Source organism: Vibrio sp. ZF57 (assembly GCF_001691235.1).
In the GTDB taxonomy this organism is placed as follows: domain Bacteria; phylum Pseudomonadota; class Gammaproteobacteria; order Enterobacterales; family Vibrionaceae; genus Vibrio; species Vibrio crassostreae_C.
In genome coordinates, this window is record NZ_MAKD01000097.1 from 109,974 (window position 1) to 127,121 (window position 17,148).

At 45.6% G+C, this 17,148-nt stretch carries 12 protein-coding genes; 10 read left to right on the forward strand and 2 right to left on the reverse strand.

Features of this window, described 5'->3' with window-relative positions; translation table 11 throughout:
• Positions 1-152: 152 nt before the first annotated feature.
• A complete protein-coding gene (locus A6D97_RS14805) occupies positions 153-1,670 on the forward strand; it encodes an inorganic triphosphatase (RefSeq protein ID WP_065584701.1) in 1,518 nt (505 codons plus the stop codon).
• Positions 1,671-1,721: 51 nt separating this feature from the next.
• On the opposite strand, the gene A6D97_RS14810 is transcribed toward A6D97_RS14805, so the two are convergent.
• Entirely contained in the window at positions 1,722-2,471 is a 750-nt protein-coding gene (locus A6D97_RS14810; protein WP_065584702.1) for a potassium channel family protein, read from the reverse strand.
• Positions 2,472-2,568: 97 nt separating this feature from the next.
• Here A6D97_RS14810 and A6D97_RS14815 point away from each other — a divergent pair, with 97 nt between their 5' ends.
• The 3 genes from A6D97_RS14815 to hldE all read left to right on the forward strand — a co-directional run bounded on the left by A6D97_RS14815 (position 2,569) and on the right by hldE (position 8,452).
• Positions 2,569-3,825, forward strand: a complete 1,257-nt coding sequence (locus A6D97_RS14815) for a methyl-accepting chemotaxis protein (RefSeq protein WP_065584703.1) — start codon at positions 2,569-2,571, stop codon at positions 3,823-3,825.
• A 225-nt stretch (positions 3,826-4,050) separates the two neighbouring features.
• Positions 4,051-6,900: a bifunctional [glutamate--ammonia ligase]-adenylyl-L-tyrosine phosphorylase/[glutamate--ammonia-ligase] adenylyltransferase gene (glnE, locus tag A6D97_RS14820; protein ID WP_065584704.1), complete on the forward strand. Its 2,850-nt coding sequence runs from the start codon at positions 4,051-4,053 to the stop codon at positions 6,898-6,900.
• Between the two features lie 121 nt (positions 6,901-7,021).
• Complete coding sequence (gene hldE / locus A6D97_RS14825; RefSeq protein WP_050649505.1) at positions 7,022-8,452, forward strand: bifunctional D-glycero-beta-D-manno-heptose-7-phosphate kinase/D-glycero-beta-D-manno-heptose 1-phosphate adenylyltransferase HldE; 1,431 nt, start codon at positions 7,022-7,024, stop codon at positions 8,450-8,452.
• A 167-nt stretch (positions 8,453-8,619) separates the two neighbouring features.
• Here hldE and tolC read toward each other — a convergent pair whose 3' ends face one another.
• Complete coding sequence (gene tolC, locus A6D97_RS14830; protein WP_017062911.1) at positions 8,620-9,945, reverse strand: outer membrane channel protein TolC; 1,326 nt, start codon at positions 9,943-9,945, stop codon at positions 8,620-8,622.
• Positions 9,946-10,172: 227 nt separating this feature from the next.
• On the opposite strand from tolC, the gene nudF reads away from it, so the two are divergent.
• From nudF to parC, 6 genes are all read left to right on the forward strand, one after another.
• Entirely contained in the window at positions 10,173-10,802 is a 630-nt protein-coding gene (gene nudF / locus A6D97_RS14835; RefSeq protein ID WP_017061425.1) for an ADP-ribose diphosphatase, read from the forward strand.
• Between the two features lie 4 nt (positions 10,803-10,806).
• Positions 10,807-11,247, forward strand: a complete 441-nt coding sequence (locus tag A6D97_RS14840) for a DUF1249 family protein (protein WP_008222561.1) — start codon at positions 10,807-10,809, stop codon at positions 11,245-11,247.
• A 59-nt stretch (positions 11,248-11,306) separates the two neighbouring features.
• Positions 11,307-12,131 carry a 3',5'-cyclic-AMP phosphodiesterase gene (gene cpdA, locus A6D97_RS14845; RefSeq protein ID WP_017061426.1) on the forward strand — a complete coding sequence of 275 codons (825 nt, stop codon included), beginning with the start codon at positions 11,307-11,309 and terminating at the stop codon, positions 12,129-12,131.
• Between the two features lie 15 nt (positions 12,132-12,146).
• Positions 12,147-12,752 carry an esterase YqiA gene (yqiA, locus tag A6D97_RS14850; RefSeq protein WP_017061427.1) on the forward strand — a complete coding sequence of 202 codons (606 nt, stop codon included), beginning with the start codon at positions 12,147-12,149 and terminating at the stop codon, positions 12,750-12,752.
• A 239-nt stretch (positions 12,753-12,991) separates the two neighbouring features.
• On the forward strand, positions 12,992-14,872 hold the full coding sequence (gene parE, locus A6D97_RS14855) for a DNA topoisomerase IV subunit B (protein WP_065584705.1): 1,881 nt from the start codon (positions 12,992-12,994) through the stop codon (positions 14,870-14,872).
• Positions 14,873-14,875: 3 nt separating this feature from the next.
• Positions 14,876-17,134, forward strand: a complete 2,259-nt coding sequence (gene parC / locus A6D97_RS14860) for a DNA topoisomerase IV subunit A (RefSeq protein ID WP_017067236.1) — start codon at positions 14,876-14,878, stop codon at positions 17,132-17,134.
• The last annotated feature ends 14 nt before the right edge of the window (positions 17,135-17,148 follow it).

Below are 17,148 nucleotides of genomic sequence, written 5' to 3' on the forward strand. Positions count from 1 at the left end.
GAAATGTTAAGCGATGGCTACAAAGTCGCGCATGTTAACCTAATCAATCTCTCATTAAAACTGTTTTAGATCATCATAAGGGCGATATTTCTGACTTGCCGACTTTTCAAATTGGCAATATCCTGTCCCTATCTTCACAGAAAGGTATAACTATGGAAACCGAGATAGAACTGAAGTTTTTTGTTTCTCCTGAATTTTCAGAGACTTTACGCAATAAAATTGCTGAAACTAAAGTACTTCAGCACAGTTGTCGTGAGCTAGGTAACATCTACTTTGACACCGCTGACAACTGGCTACGTAAGCACGATACAGGCTTACGCATTCGACGCTTTGATGACGTATTTGTACAAACCGTAAAGACTGCTGGTCGTGTGGTTGCTGGCCTGCATCAAAGGCCTGAATACAATGCAGAACACGACAGCAACGAACCTAAGTTAGCCCTGCACCCAGAGGATATCTGGCCAGCAGGTAAAGACATCGAAACGTTGCAAGCTGAGCTGACTCCTCTGTTCTCTACCAACTTCACGCGTGAGCAGTGGTTGATTGGTATGCCTGATGGTAGCCAAGTCGAGGTCGCATTCGATCAAGGCTTTGTTGAATCAGGCGACCTGCAAGAACCGATTTGCGAAGTCGAATTGGAACTTAAATCCGGTCAAACGGATGCGCTATTTACATTGTCTCGCCAATTCTGCGAACAAGGTGGCATGCGTTTGGGTAACCTAAGTAAAGCAGCTAAGGGTTACCGCCTTGCTCAAGGTTATCAAGGAGATGAAGTCACTCCTTTGACCTTAGTTGATACTGACAAAAGTGATACCGTTGAATCGTGTTTCATTCAATCTTTAGAGCATGCTCTCGCTCATTGGCACTATCACGAGCAGATTTTCACTGAGCGTCAATCGATTGAAGCGCTACATGAGATCAGTCATTCACTGAGCTTTATCCGCCAGACTTTCACCATTTATGGTGGCATTGTCCCTAGACGTGCGAGTGCTATTTTACGTCAAGAGTTGAAGTGGCTTGAGCAAGAGCTCGACTGGCTGAAAAGCTATGATCACTTCGAAGACTTGCTGGAAGATAAAGGCCATGTACTACGTAAACTCGATGCGCGTAAGTTCTTAGTCGCTGAGCTTAAAGAGATGCAAGAGCAACTGCCAGATCGTGAAGATCTGCTTACCTTGCTGAGCTCTGCTCGTTACACCGGTTTATTGTTAGATTTGAGCCGTTGGATCTTGTCTCGTGGCTGGCAGCCTTTCTTAGATGAGAAAGCGCGTGAGCAAATGGCTCGTGGTATCGAATGGTTTTCCGTGCAGCAACTCGATCGCACATGGGCAGACTTGATGGAAGCTTTCCCGCCAGAGCGAGTGATGACCAGCCAAGCGTATATTGAGCAGCAATACCGTTTGATGCGAAACCTATATTCTGGTGTTGGTTTCGCGAGTTTGTATGATGACGCTGAGCGAAACAGTTTCCGTTTACCTTGGGCCGATATGGTGCAAGGCATTGATGACTTGCTGGCACTTAAAACATTAGAGCCTTTGACTGAGAAGCTGGAAGGCGATGAGAAGCTTCAGCTAGAGCGTTGGTTAGCTCGTCAAGAAGTGTCCATTCTGCATGCGATGGAACAGACACGCCAAATCAGTGTTGAGGTTGAGCCATACTGGCAAGACTAAACTCGATACCTGTATCAATAGAAGTATGAATTTGAAAATAGGGCTCCGGCCCTATTTTTTTGTTTGTTGCTCAAGTTTTTCGAGTCGCTCTAAGATTTTCTGTTGCTGCTCGATGATCTTCTCAAGGTGTTTCTCTTTGTTTTCCGCTTGTTGATTCTCATGATGAGTTGGGGAGGTGATCAAAGAAGTAATCAAGCCTGAAATCATACCAAACACACCGACACCACAGATGATCACCATTGAAGCCACTAACTGACCGGAAGTTGTCACTGGGTAATGGTCGCCATAACCCACAGTACTGATGGTCACAAACGCCCACCATAAAGCATCATGACCTGTAGTGATGTTGGCGTTCGGATCTTTGTGTTCCAATAGCAGGATCGTGCCAGCACCGATAGTCAGTAAGATCACCAAAAGCAGAATGATGGAAGCGAAAGTGGTCTCTTTCCTATTACGAAATAACTCTCTGAAAATACGTTTACTTGAACGCAGAACTAAGATGACTCGCAGAATTTGAAAAATACGGGCGAAACGAAGAGGCTCGATCATTGGGATACTTGCTAAGAAATCGATCCAGTGTACTTTTAGAAATTCTTTTTTGTTTTGTGATCTAAATAGATCAATTGTGAGCTGAAAAAGAAAAACACTACAGATTATAAAATCGAGGCCGATAAGGACTTGTTTCGATTCTTTATCGATCGGTACGAACAATAAGCCTGAGATCACAAATAACGCTAAGAAAGAGAGAATCAGTGACAATAAGCTCATCGGCTTGGTGGCGTCTTTGGTATTATTCAACATTCATACGAGGCTCAAAATAAATCGCGAACTTTGACTGACATAGCCACCTCGCGGATATAGAAGCCATCAATATATAAGAATTAATGGAGAACTGACAATGACTAAACTGTCATTCAAGCCGTGGGAAAGGATAATCTCTGACGTTCGTCTCGTTCCAAAAATGGTCATGTTGATGATATTCAGCACTATCTTGATCATTTCGAAGCAGCTATGGGATGCAAGTACGTTTTACGATTCATTGCTTGCTGTAACGAACAATGCGCAAGTCGCACAACAGCATTACGAGACTTACCTAGTTCAAGTGGCTTGGCAAACAGCCTTGATGATCATTGTGTTTGTGGTTCTTCTGTTAGCAGCGGCGCGCGTTATGCTGCGCCAGACTCAATACCTTAATGACGCCATTAAAACCATGGCAGATAAGAACTTTTCAGTGCCGATTCAAATGGACTGTAAAGATGAATACGGCGATGTGGCACGCGAACTTGAAAAAACTCGCGTCCAATTGAACGACATGATCAAAACTCAGGTGGCCTCTTCTGATGAGCTGTTTGCTCTGACGGAAGTGATGACCATCAGCATGTCTGAAACCAAAGAGTCAGCTCAAGAAGAGTTCAACGAGATCGATCAACTGGCAACAGCAATGAGTGAGATGACGTCGACGGTGCAAACTGTCGCTGAGCATGCACAAAGCGCTTCGTCATTGACTGAACAGGCATCAGGCCAAGCTCTTACTGGTCAGAAGTTCGTTCAAGGATCAGTGTCTAAGATGAGTGAGTTATCTTCAGATATCGCAGCATCTGCAGCAGCGGTAAACCAAGTAGAAGAACGCGTTGACTCAATTGGCAGTGTGGTTGGTACTATCCAAGGCATTTCAGAACAGACAAACCTACTAGCATTGAACGCTGCAATTGAAGCGGCACGTGCCGGTGAAGCGGGTCGTGGTTTTGCGGTTGTTGCTGATGAGGTTCGTAACCTTGCACAGCGCACTCAGCAAGCGACGGTAGAGATTCAAGACATGATCAGTCATCTACAAAGCAGCGCTAACTCTGCGGTAGAACTGATGGAGAAGAGTGTTGTTGAAGCGGCTGAAGGTGTTGATCTGGTGACTAACGCGGGAAGTGAGCTTGACGGCATTGTAAGCCAAGTCAATCAAATCAATGATATGAACTTCCAGATCGCGACCGCTGCAGGCCAACAGAGCAGTGTTGCTGAAGAGATGAGCGTCAACCTGACCAATGTACGCGAGCTTGTTGAAGCTTCAGTTGTGGTGGTTGGTGAACTGCTCGAGACCTCTCAGCTTATGGAAAGTAACGCGCAAGAACTCGACGGTAAGATTAAGCAATTTAAGGTTTAGTCCTCAGCACCCAATCTTCATCCGTCAAAGGCTAATTCCCAGAGACTGTTTCTCGGTTGTAAGCTCAACCAGATAAGTTAATCGATAAAACGCCCACATTGCTAATGTGGGCGTTTTTTATTGGCGTAACTTTGGTATAACTTATCTTTAGTTATGAAAACTCGTTATTGAAGAACTGAATCGATAAACCGATTGTTCGGCGCGCAGCTTATACAAGGAAGAAACATGCCATTGCCTTCTCAACTCATCACTCACTCCCAGTCTGCTTTTGAGCAATTATTAGAGCATCAAAGTGAAGCCATCAATACTTGGTCTGAGCCACTGACTGAAGATCTTAAACGTGTACTCGGTTTAAGCTGTTTTATTGGTGATTGCCTGCAGCGTGATACGGTTTTATGTGGTGACTTACCTAATATGTTGGCATGCGAAGAACGCGCTGAAGGATACCGAGAACGCTTGGCTGAATTACTTTCTAGTTGCACCGATGAAATGAGCGGTCAGCGCGTGCTGCGTCAATTCCGAAATCGAGAAATGACCTACATTGCTTGGCGTGATTTTATGGGTTCGTGGGAGCTAGAGCAGAGCCTAAATCATCTATCGATGTTGGCTGAGGCGATGATCTTCGAAACCTACCAATGGCAGTACGATATTTGTTGTAAAGAGTGGGGCACACCTTGTAATGAACAAGGCGAAGCACAGCCGATGTTGATCATTGGTATGGGCAAGCTAGGGGGCGGTGAGCTTAACTTCTCTTCCGATATCGATCTGATCTTCACCTACCCAGAGAATGGTGAAACCCAAGGTGCAAGACGCAGCATTGCCAATGCGCAGTTCTTTACACGTCTCGGGCAACGTATTATTAAGGCGCTTGATCAGCAAACCTTCGATGGATTCTGTTATCGAGTAGACATGCGCCTGCGTCCATTCGGTGAGAGTGGTCCACTGGTCATGAGTTACGCTGCGCTAGAAGATTACTATCAAGAACAAGGTCGCGATTGGGAACGCTACGCTATGGTCAAAGCGCGTGTGATGGGCAGTGAGATGTACCCTGAGTATCAAGAGCTTCGCCAAATGCTACGCCCGTTTGTGTTCCGCCGTTATATTGATTTTAGTGCGATTCAATCTCTGCGCCGAATGAAGTCTATGATCAGCAGCGAAGTGCGTCGTCGTGGTCTCTCGAACAACATCAAGCTTGGCTCTGGTGGTATTCGTGAAGTTGAGTTTATCGCACAAGTCTTCCAATTGATTCGTGGTGGACGCGAGCCTAGCTTACGCGGTCGAGGGTTACTCGAAACCTTAAGTGCGATTGAATCCCTTCATCTGCTAGAGTCTGAAGAGGTGGGGCACCTACGTGAAGCTTATCTGTTTTTGCGTCGCCTTGAGAACCTGTTACAAGCCATGGCTGATAAGCAAACTCAAACCTTACCTGACGGTGAATTCGAACAACTGCAGCTTGCGGTTGCCATGCAATTTTCCGATTGGGATAGCTTGATTGAGGCAACTCGCGCCCATATGGCGAATGTACATACCGTGTTCGAAGACCTAATTGGCGTTGATGAAGATGACGCTAATCCGATCGCGAGCCACTTTAGCGAGTTGTGGGATATGGCCCATAAACCCGATGTAATTGAGCACGTGTTGGAACACGACATTGCGGTCGCGAGCCCGCCTGATGCGGCGAAAACGATCATTCAGTTTAAAGCCGATTTGGCTAAAAAGACTCTTGGCCCTCGTGGGCGGGAAGTCCTCAATCGACTGATGCCGAAAGTGTTTCAAGCGCTGTACACCGCTAAGGATGCCGAGTTTGGTTTGTCGCGAGTACTGCATCTGCTGCATAAAATCGTTACGCGTACCACTTACCTTGAACTACTAGATGAACACCCTGCCGCGTTGACTCAGCTAGTTCGCCTGTGTACGGCAAGCCCGATGATTTCGGAGCAGTTGGGTCGTTATCCAATTCTGTTAGATGAACTTATCGACCCTCAGCAACTCTACAATCCCGTGCCTTTAGAGTCTTACAAGACCGAGTTGCGTGATTATCTAGCCCGTATCCCTGAAGATGATATGGAGCAACAGATGGAAGGTCTGCGTCAGTTTAAGCAGACCTGTATATTGAGAATTGCAGCCGCGGATATTGCGGGTGCTCTACCTGTCATGAAGGTCAGTGATCACCTGACCTACTTAGCAGAAGCCATTGTGGAGGCGGGGGTCAATCAAGCTTGGTTACAAGTATCCGCCAAGTTTGGTGAACCGACCCATGTTAAAGATCGCGAAGGTCGCGGTTTTGCTGTCGTTGGTTATGGCAAAGTCGGTGGTTGGGAGCTTGGTTATAACTCCGATCTCGATATCGTGTTCATGCACGACTGCCCGGTACACATCTATACTGATGGAAAGAAAGAGATCGATGGACGCCAATTCTACTTAAGATTAGCGCAGCGTATTATTCATATTTTCTCGACCAGAACTGCTTCTGGCATTTTGTACGAAGTCGATACTCGCCTACGCCCTTCTGGTGCATCTGGTCTATTGGTGAGTCCAACCGATGCCTTTGACGAGTATCAGCACAATGACGCGTGGACATGGGAGCACCAGGCCCTCACTCGTGCTCGTATGATTTACGGTGATGACTTATTGGTATCTGCGTTTAACAAAACTAGGCATGAGGTTTTGTGCTTGCCACGGGATGAGGCAACACTCAAAAAGTCAGTTGTGGATATGCGTGAAAAAATGCGTGGCCATTTAGGCGGTAAAAAAGCCGATCGATTCATGCTTAAACAAGATGCGGGCGGTATTACTGATATTGAGTTCTTGGCGCAATACTTAGTGCTTAGATACAGCAATGAGAAGCCAAAGCTTACTCGTTGGTGTGACAATGTACGAATCTTCGAAAGCTTGTTGTCACAAGGGATTATGGACGAGCAGCAAGGCATGGCATTAACCCATGCTTATACAACATTAAGAGATGAAATCCACCACCGTAATCTACTTAATCTTGATGCGGATGTGGCGATTGAAAAGTTTGAAATGGAAAGAGAACATGTTGTTCAAGCATGGAAGCAGTGGATGGAAGCATAACCCAGTCATACAGTAATGACGGATGTACCTATCTTGATAGGCTTTTACTCATTTATCTATAGTTTAGCCTCTGTAATCAGTGTGCTAGACTCTAGCCAGATTCGATTTTTGGAGATCCATAATGAAACCAATTCTACCTGACTACAGCCAATCAGGCGTTCTTGTTGTCGGTGACGTAATGCTTGACCGTTACTGGTATGGCCCAACTGGCCGTATTTCACCAGAAGCGCCTGTACCCGTTGTAAAAGTAGAAAATAACGAAGAGCGTCCTGGTGGTGCAGCCAACGTAGCAATGAATATTGCTTCTCTTGGTGGCCATGCTCATATCGTTGGTTTGACCGGTAAAGATGAGCCTGCTGAGGTGTTAAAAAATACCTTAGGCGCACTAAAGGTTAAATGTGATTTCGTTGAGTTGGAAGACTACCCAACCATTACTAAACTGCGAGTGATGAGTCGTGGTCAGCAGCTCATTCGCCTTGATTTTGAAGACAAATTCGAGAATACGGATCCTGAGCTTGTTTTGTCTCGTATGGAGCAAGCGCTCCCTAACGTGCGCTCGGTAATTCTATCTGATTACGCAAAAGGTGCGTTGGAGCACGTGCAGAGCTTTATCCAAAAAGCGCGCGCAGCAAAAGTTCCTGTGTTTATCGACCCGAAAGGCGCAGACTTTGAGCGTTACCGTGGTGCGACTTTGCTTACGCCAAACATGGCTGAGTTCGAGTTGGTTGCGGGCAAAGTAAAATCTGAAGAAGAAATGATCGAAAAAGGACTCGCGTTAATCGAAGAGTTTGATTTCGAGGCTTTGTTGGTAACGCGCAGCGAACATGGTATGACTTTGCTTCGCAAAGGTTTGGAACCATTCCACTTGCCGACTCAAGCGAAAGAAGTGTACGACGTAACTGGTGCTGGTGATACGGTTATCTCAGTACTGGCTGCGTCTGTTGCAGCTGGTAAGCCATTGGATGAGGCGTGTGCATTAGCGAACGCTGCAGCTGGTGTCGTTGTTGGTAAGCTAGGTACGTCAACGTTATCCACGATAGAGCTAGCTGAAGCGATTCACGGCAGTCAAGACACAGACTACGGTGTGATCTCAGAAGCGGCTCTGGTTGAAGCGGTGAAGCGTGCTCGTGCGAAAGGCGAGAAGGTAGTTATGACCAATGGCTGCTTTGATATTCTACATGCTGGTCATGTTTCTTACATGAATCACGCGGCTGAGCTGGGCGATCGTTTGATCGTTGCGGTAAATACCGATGAATCAGTGAAACGCTTGAAAGGCCCTGGTCGCCCTGTGAACCCAACTGATCGTCGTATGGCGGTATTGGCTGGTTTAGGTGCGGTTGATTGGGTTGTTCCGTTTTCTGAAGATACGCCTCAACGTTTGATCTCTGAAGTATTGCCAAGCATTTTGGTGAAAGGTGGGGATTATAAACCTGAAGATATTGCTGGCGGTGCGGAAGTGATTGCGGCTGGTGGCGAAGTTAAAGTACTTAACTTTGAAGATGGTTGCTCTACAACTGAAATTATCAAAGCGATTAAAGGTGGTCGAGGTTAACCCTTCGCCTTCGAGTATAAAACCTTTAGCCTCAAGCTCATAGTCAGATTGTAAATCTAACTTTTGATAGATAATAAAAATGCCGCTCAATGAGCGGCATTTTTGTAACGGTAATCTAGTCGCTTTATTAAAGACTTTGATTAGAGTCTTTAACTAGGATTTAAGAATTACTTGCTTGCTACTTTTAGACCTGCGTTTACATCAACGATGTCTTGTTCGCTTAGTGTACCAACCGCTTGACGAAGCTGAAGAACACTTAGGATGTAGTTGTAACGAGCATCTGAAAGGTTTTTGTTCGCATCATATAGACGGCGAGTCGAATCTAGTACGTCAACGATAGTACGAGTACCCACATCAAAACCAGCTTCTGTTGCTTCTAGAGCAGACTGAGCTGAAACAACAGACTGTTCGTAAGCGCGTAGAGCACCAATAGAAGCTGTGATGTTGTTGTTGAAGGCACGTACGTCTTTTACAACGCTACGGTAAGTTGCTTCTAGATCTTCACTTGCTGCAACGTAGTTGTATTCAGCCTGTTTAGTCAAAGAAGTTGTGCTACCACCCGTATATAGAGGTACCACTAAGTTCAAGCCTAGGTTTAGGTTATCTTGATCATAATCAGTTGAGCTGTTTGATTGATCTGTAAGAGCGTAACTACCATCAAGAGTTAGGCTAGGTAGATGACCAGAGCTTGCTAGAGAGATGTTATCTTTTGCTACGTCTTGAGAGATACGAGCAGCAAGTAGACTAAGGTTCTTTTGCTCTGCTTGTTCAACCAGTGCAATCGCAGACTCAGAAGATTTGCTTGCTGAGAAACGGTCAGTGTCTAGGATGCTTAGGTTAGAGTGTTCTTGACCTGTAATCTCACGTAGACCTTCGTAGTTATTAATCAGAGTGTTCTCTGCTAAAACTTCATCAGCTAAAACAGCATCGTATTGAGCTTGCGCATCATGTACATCGGTGATTGCTGAAAGACCTACTTCAAAGCGCTGTTTTGTTTGCTCTAGTTGGCGAGCAACCGCTGCTTTTTCTGCACGAACGAACTCTAGGTTATCTTGAGCACGCAGTACTTCGAAGTATGCTGTTGCTACACGCAGGATCAAAGCTTGTTGCTCTGCTGCATACGCTGAATCAGCCTGACGAGCGGTTTTCTCTGCTGTATCTAACGAGATCCATGAAGAGCGTTGATAAAGTTCTTGAGTGAAGCCGATCGCTGCTCCCCAAGTGTTATTATCAATACTTGAGCTACCTGAACCAGAAGTATCTCTGTCACCACGGTTAATGTCGTAGTTCGCTGTTAGGTTAATTTGTGGTAGCAAATCACTACGGCTTGACGTTACTGCTTCAAAAGCGGCATCGCGCTGCGCTGCTGAACGAAGAAGTTGTGGATCGTTCTGTTTTGCTTGGTCGTAAACTTCAGCTAGCGTATCAGCGAAAGCTGACGAACTCAGGCTGCCAATTGCTGCACTGATAAATAGTGGAAGCAGTTTTTTCATTTTCCTATTCCTGCCTTTAATAGAATTTTCTCTGAAAGAGTTTAACCCAGTTTGATGGTAATTTACTCGAAACTTTGCACTTTTTTACATTTAACTGTCCACTTGTGCAATATTTATTTTTTAAAACTTAACTTTAATTATAAAATTTATACAAAAAGTTGAACCTTATCCTTGGTAGTTAACTCGGACAATGAGTAAACTATAAAGATCACTTAGTGAGGTACCAAATGCAACAGTATGATAATCAACGACACGAGTTTACTCCTCAAGATGTGGAAATAGTCTCAAAAGAGACGCTGTTTCGTGGTTTTTTCAAAATGGTCAAGTACACATTTAAACATAGACTATTTGAGGGAGGCTGGAGCCAACCAATAGAGCGTGAGATGTTTGAGCGTGGACATGCTGCCGCTTTGCTACCTTATGATCCTGTGCGTGATGAAGTGGTGATCGTCGAACAGATCCGTGTCGGAGCCCTAGAGCATGAGAACCCATGGCAATACGAAATTGTTGCTGGGATCATTGATACGGACGAATCGCCACAAGACGTCGCTCGTCGTGAAGCAATGGAAGAAGCCGGAGTCGAAGTCGGATCTGTATTGCCTATTACTTCGTATTATCCTTCATCTGGTGGTTGCTCTGAAAAGCTCGACGTCTTTGTTGGCTGTGTTGATGCAACGACAGCCAAAGGGGTACACGGATTGGACTACGAAGGTGAAGACATTCGTGTACAAGTGATGAGTCGCGAAGCTGCTTATCAGTTGGTAAAAGATGGTGTATTTGAAAATGGAGCCACGATCATTGCGCTACAGTGGCTACAATTGAACTACCAAGAATTACAGTCAGAGTGGATAGATTAACGTCATGCCAAATATCGCGGTCAAAAAACCGTATCATGTTGATCTTGCTGAATTGATGCGAGTTTACGAGACTAACTATGCCAAACTGAACGCTTTGTTACCGGTTGGGCATGAGGTTGGTGACGTTCGCTGTTACCAAGCCGTTAATATGGTGTATCAATTGACAGTGAATGAGGTCACAAAATACACCACATTAATAGATATATGTCAGAGTGATGCGATGCCAGTGTTTCCTTTGCCAAAAATGTCTGTCAGGCTATATCACGACGCTCGAGTTGCAGAAGTGTGCGCTAGCGGGGATTTTTCGCGAGTCAAAGCGAAATATGACTACCCCAACACTAAGCTTCTGCAAAAGGACGAGAAATTTCAATTGAATAAATTTCTTGGGGAATGGTTAACGTTTTGTTTAAAAACGGGTATCAGCCGAACCCCAATTGCCTTTTAATTGAGCCTATTTATCAACACTTTTAAAGTCTAAACAGTAACGTATCTGGATTTGTTATTTTGGAATTATCACACACTTCAAAATTTGATGAGAGCACTATTAAGCTTGTGCAGCTAACGGACACGCATTTATTTGCGCCGAGCAATGGCAGCTTATTAAGCATCAACACTCAAGATAGCTTTCGTGCTGTAGTCGATGGCATTGTTAGTCAGGGCTTTGACTATCAAGCGATTTTAGCAACCGGTGATATATCTCAAGATCACAGTGCTGAGTCGTACCAGAAATTTGAGTCAGGGATTCAGCCTTTGGAAAAGCCATGCTATTGGCTGCCAGGGAACCATGACTTTAAGCCTAATATGGGCAGTGTTTTACCATCACCACAAATACAGTGTGTTGAGCATGTCTTGCTAGGCGATAACTGGCAGATGGTGATGCTAGACTCGCAGGTGGTTGGTGTGCCTCATGGTCGCCTCAGCGATCAACAGCTTGACCTATTAGAACAGAAGCTGACGGAGTTCCCTGAACGTAATACCTTGGTTCTATTGCACCACCATCCATTGTTGGTTGGCAGCGCATGGTTAGATCAACATAACCTAAAAGACGCCGATCAATTTTGGGATGTGGTTCAACAGCACACCAATGTTAAAGCCGTACTGTGTGGTCACGTTCATCAAGACATGAACCGAGATCATCATGGTGTACAAGTCATGGCAACACCGTCGACTTGTGTGCAATTCAAACCTAACTCAGATGACTTCGCGGTTGATACTTTGTCTCCGGGCTGGAGAGAGATTGAATTACATCAAGACGGTACCGTTAGCACGCAAGTTCGTCGTCTGCCTCATGGGCAGTTCTTGCCTGATTTTAAGGCTGCTGGTTACTAATGAAGGCGGTTATTGATGCCAGGCTCTAATCAACAAGCTAATAAGCCATCGCTGCTTCTCTATATTCACGGATTTAACAGCTCATCACGTTCTCATAAAGCGAATGTGATGGCAGATTACTGTGCGGAGCATCGCGCTGATATTAAAGTCGTAACCCCTCAACTGCCGAGTTTCCCTCAACAAGCGGCACTTCATTTACAGCAGCTGGTGGAGCAATACAAAGAGCAATATCAAATAGCGTTGGTCGGTAGCTCGCTGGGTGGCTATCTTTCAACATGGCTGAATAGCCACTATGGTTTTAAAGCGGTGGTTGTAAACCCAGCAGTGAAGCCGTATGAGCTTCTTGCTGACTATTTAGGTGAACAAGTAAACCCATACACAGATGAACGATATGTACTGGAAACAAAACATATTGATGAACTGAAGGCGTTAGAGGTTTCGGCTATCGCTAAGCCGAGCGACTTCTGGTTACTTCAGCAAACGGAAGACGAAGTTCTGGATTACCGACAAGCGGTAGAGAAGTACCAAGGTGCAACACAGACAGTAGAAGAGGGCGGGGATCATAGCTTTGTTGATTTTGAACGCTACCCACAACAAATCATCACCTTTCTAAATCTTTAATCTGTTCCACCAACCAAGTGATTTTCTCTTGTTTGCCTGTTATTTCATCTATCAATGGTGAAATATCATAGTTTGATGTCTTAGTTTTTGAACTAGCTTGACATCATTACTCAGCTTCCAGACTATATTCCCCAATACTTCGCTCGTTCGCTCTACTATGACGGTTCATAGTAATGATTCTGCTTTAGTGAAACTGGAGCCAGCGAACTGACGCAAACTTTTTGAGTAAACTCCGTATTATGACTGAACAATATAATGCAAAAGACCTCGAGGTACTTGAAGGTCTCGACCCTGTGCGACACCGCCCGGGAATGTATACCGAGACAGAAAGACCTAACCACCTTGCCCAAGAAGTCATTGATAACTCGGTCGATGAAGCATTAGCGGGACACGCTAAGAAAATCAAAGTTGTGCTTCATGCTGACCAATCGTTAGAAGTTACCGATGATGGCCGTGGTATGCCTGTTGATATCCACCCTGAAAAAGGGATCTCAGGTGTTGAGCTGATTTTAACTAAGCTCCACTCTGGCGGTAAATTCTCAAACAACAACTACAAGTTTTCTGGTGGTTTGCACGGTGTAGGTATCTCGGTCGTAAACGCGCTGTCAAAACGTGTTGAAGTAACGGTTCGTCGTGATGGTCAAGTGCATGAGATCGCCCTTGAAGGTGGTCATGCTGTTACTGACCTGACAGTGACAGGAACTTGTGGTCACCGCAATACTGGTACTACGGTGCATTTCTGGCCGGATCCAAAGTATTTCGATAGCTCTAAATTTTCGACACTTCGTCTTATCAATAACCTACGAGCAAAAGCGGTACTTTGCCCTGGTTTAGAAATTACCTTTGTTGATAAAGTTGGTGGTGAAGAGCATAAATGGTTCTATGAAGATGGTCTAAAAGACTATCTAGCTGAGGGCGTAAAAGGTTACACCTTATTGCCTGAAGACCCATATGTTGGTGAGTTCGTTGCTGAAACGGAAATGGCTAACTGGGCAATCATTTGGCAGCCAGAAGGCGGTGATATGATCACCGAGAGTTACGTGAACTTAGTACCAACCAAGCAAGGTGGTACGCACGTAAATGGTCTTCGTCAAGGTTTGCTTGATGCAATGCGTGAGTTCTGTGAATTCCGTAACCTACTACCACGTGGCGTTAAGCTAACGGGTGATGACATCTTCGATCGCTGTTCATACGTACTATCGGTGAAGATGCAAGATCCGCAGTTTGCTGGTCAAACAAAAGAGCGTCTATCTTCTCGTCAAACCGCAGCGTTTGTTTCTGGTGTTGTAAAAGATGCCTTCAGCCTATGGTTGAATGAAAAACCGCAACTGGCAGAGCAATTGGCTGAAGCTTGTATTGCCAATGCTCACCGCCGTATGCGCGCGAGTAAGAAAGTTGTTCGTAAAAAGATCGCATCTGGCCCAGCGTTGCCGGGTAAATTAACTGACTGCTCAGTTCAAGATTTAAGTCGCACCGAAATCTTCTTCGTGGAAGGGGATTCGGCGGGTGGTTCTGCTAAGCAAGCTCGTGATCGTGAGTTCCAAGCGGTAATGCCACTGCGTGGTAAAATCCTAAATACATGGGAAGTGTCAGCAGACCAAGTCTTGGCTTCACAAGAAGTACACGATATCTCGGTTGCTCTGGGTATCGACCCTGATAACGATGACTTGTCGGGCCTGCGTTACGGTAAGATCTGTATCCTTGCCGATGCGGACTCGGATGGTCTTCATATCGCGACACTGCTATGTGCACTGTTTACTCGCCATTTCCATGCATTAGTTGAAGCGGGTCATATCTATGTGGCAATGCCTCCTCTGTATCGTATCGATTGCGGTAAAGAAGTGTTCTACGCACTTGATGACGCAGAGAAAGACGGTGTGCTTGAGCGACTATCGCAGAAGAAAGCCAAGATCAACGTGCAACGATTCAAAGGTCTGGGTGAAATGAACCCACTTCAGTTGCGTGAAACCACCATGGATCCAAACACTCGTCGCCTTGTGCAGTTAACGATTGATGACAGCGAAGCAACCAACGAGATGATGGACATGCTGCTTGGTAAGAAACGTGCAGATGATCGCCGTACATGGCTACAGACTAACGGTGATATGGCCGAGGTATAATGGATGTCTAACGAAATTACATATGATGGCGTTGAACAGCTGCCAATGCGCAAGTTCACCGAAGATGCCTACTTAAATTACTCAATGTACGTGATCATGGATCGTGCATTGCCGTATATCGGTGATGGCTTGAAGCCAGTACAGCGTCGTATTATCTACGCGATGTCTGAGCTAGGCTTATCGGCTGCATCGAAATACAAAAAATCAGCACGTACCGTTGGTGACGTATTAGGTAAGTATCACCCACATGGTGACTCTGCTTGTTACGAAGCGATGGTATTGATGGCGCAGCCTTTCTCTTACCGCTACCCATTGGTAGATGGTCAAGGTAACTGGGGTGCTCCTGATGATCCGAAATCGTTCGCTGCGATGCGTTATACCGAAGCCAAATTATCTAAGTTTGCTGAAGTTCTTCTAGGTGAACTAGGTCAAGGCACTGTTGACTGGCAACCAAACTTTGATGGCACGATGAAAGAGCCTCAAATGTTGCCTGCTCGCCTACCTCACATCCTACTTAACGGTATTACAGGTATCGCGGTAGGTATGGCGACCGATATTCCACCACACAACGTGCGTGAAGTCGCTAATGCAGCCATTCACCTAATTGATACGCCTAAGTCTGAGCTTTCAGACGTGATGGGTTTCATTCAAGGTCCAGATTACCCGACTGAAGCTGAGATTATCTCCCCGAAATCGGACATCGAAAAGATCTACCGTACTGGACGTGGCAGCATCAAGATGCGCGCGGTTTGGCACAAGGAAGGCTCTGATATTGTTATCACGGCTTTACCTCATCAAGTGTCAGGTGCGAAGTTACTTGAGCAAATCGCTAACCAGATGCGCGCTAAGAAGCTGCCAATGGTTGACGACTTGCGAGATGAATCGGATCACGAGAACCCAACGCGTATCGTTGTCGTTCCTCGTTCGAATCGTATCGACTGTGACCAATTGATGAGTCACCTGTTCGCGTCGACGGATCTAGAGAAAAACTTCCGCGTTAACTTGAACATGATTGGTTTAGATAATCGTCCTCAAGTTAAAGGCTTAGTTCAAATCCTGAAAGAGTGGATCGAGTTCCGTCGCACAACGGTTCGCCGTCGTTTGCAGTACCGTTTAGATAAAGTACTGGCACGCTTGCACATCTTAGAAGGTTTGCTTGCTGCTTATCTTAATATCGATGAAGTGATTGAGATCATTCGTACAGAAGACGAACCATGTCCTGTCCTAATGAGCCGTTTCAACATTTCTGAAATTCAAGCCAATGCGATTCTTGATATTAAACTTCGTAACTTAGCTAAGTTAGAAGAGTTTAAAATCCGAGCGGAACAAGAAGAGCTTGAAGCTGAACGTGAGAAGCTTGAAAAGCTACTCGGTTCAGAGCGTCGCTTGAATACGCTGATCAAGAAAGAAATCCAAGCAGATGCGGATAAATACGGCGATGATCGTCGTTCACCTCTGATTGAGCGCGCTGAAGCGAAAGCGCTAACAGAGCGCGACTTAGTACCAAGCGAACCAATCACGGTTGTGTTGTCTGAGAAAGGTTGGATTCGTCATGCCAAGGGGCATGAAGTTGACGCTGAAGGTTTGAACTACAAATCGGGTGATAAATTCTTAGCGAGTGCTAAGGGTAAGAGTAACCAACAAGCGGTGTTCCTCGGCAGTGATGGTCGAAGCTACTCCCTTGAGTCACATTCATTACCGTCGGCGCGAAGCCAAGGTGAGCCAATTACAGGCCGCTTGAACGTCAGCCCAGGTACTTCTATTCGCCAAGTGGTGATGGGAGAGAATGAACAATTATGGTTAGTCGGTTCTGATGCAGGTTATGGTTTTGTTTGTAAGGGTAGCGATCTGCTGTCCAAGAACAAGAGCGGTAAAGCCTTGGTTAACTTGCCACAAGCTTCTGAAGTGATGATGCCAAGCCCTATTGCTGACTTGGACAGTAATCAGATTCTGGCGATTACTAACCAAGGTCGTATGTTGTTGTTCCCGATTAAAGATCTCCCTCAGCTGAGCAAAGGTAAAGGCAACAAGATCATCAACATCCCTTCTGCGAAAGCAAAAGAGCGTGAAGAGTTTGTCTCACATCTTATGGCTATCCCAGAGAATGCGACGCTGACTATCTACGCCGGTAAACGTAAGCTTGGTTTGAAACCTGCGGATCTTGAAAACTTCCGTGGTGAACGTGGTCGTCGTGGTGGTCTACTGCCTAGAGGACTACAGCGAGTGACTCGCATCGATATCGAAGAGCAAAGTGAATCGTAGAGATACTTGAAACA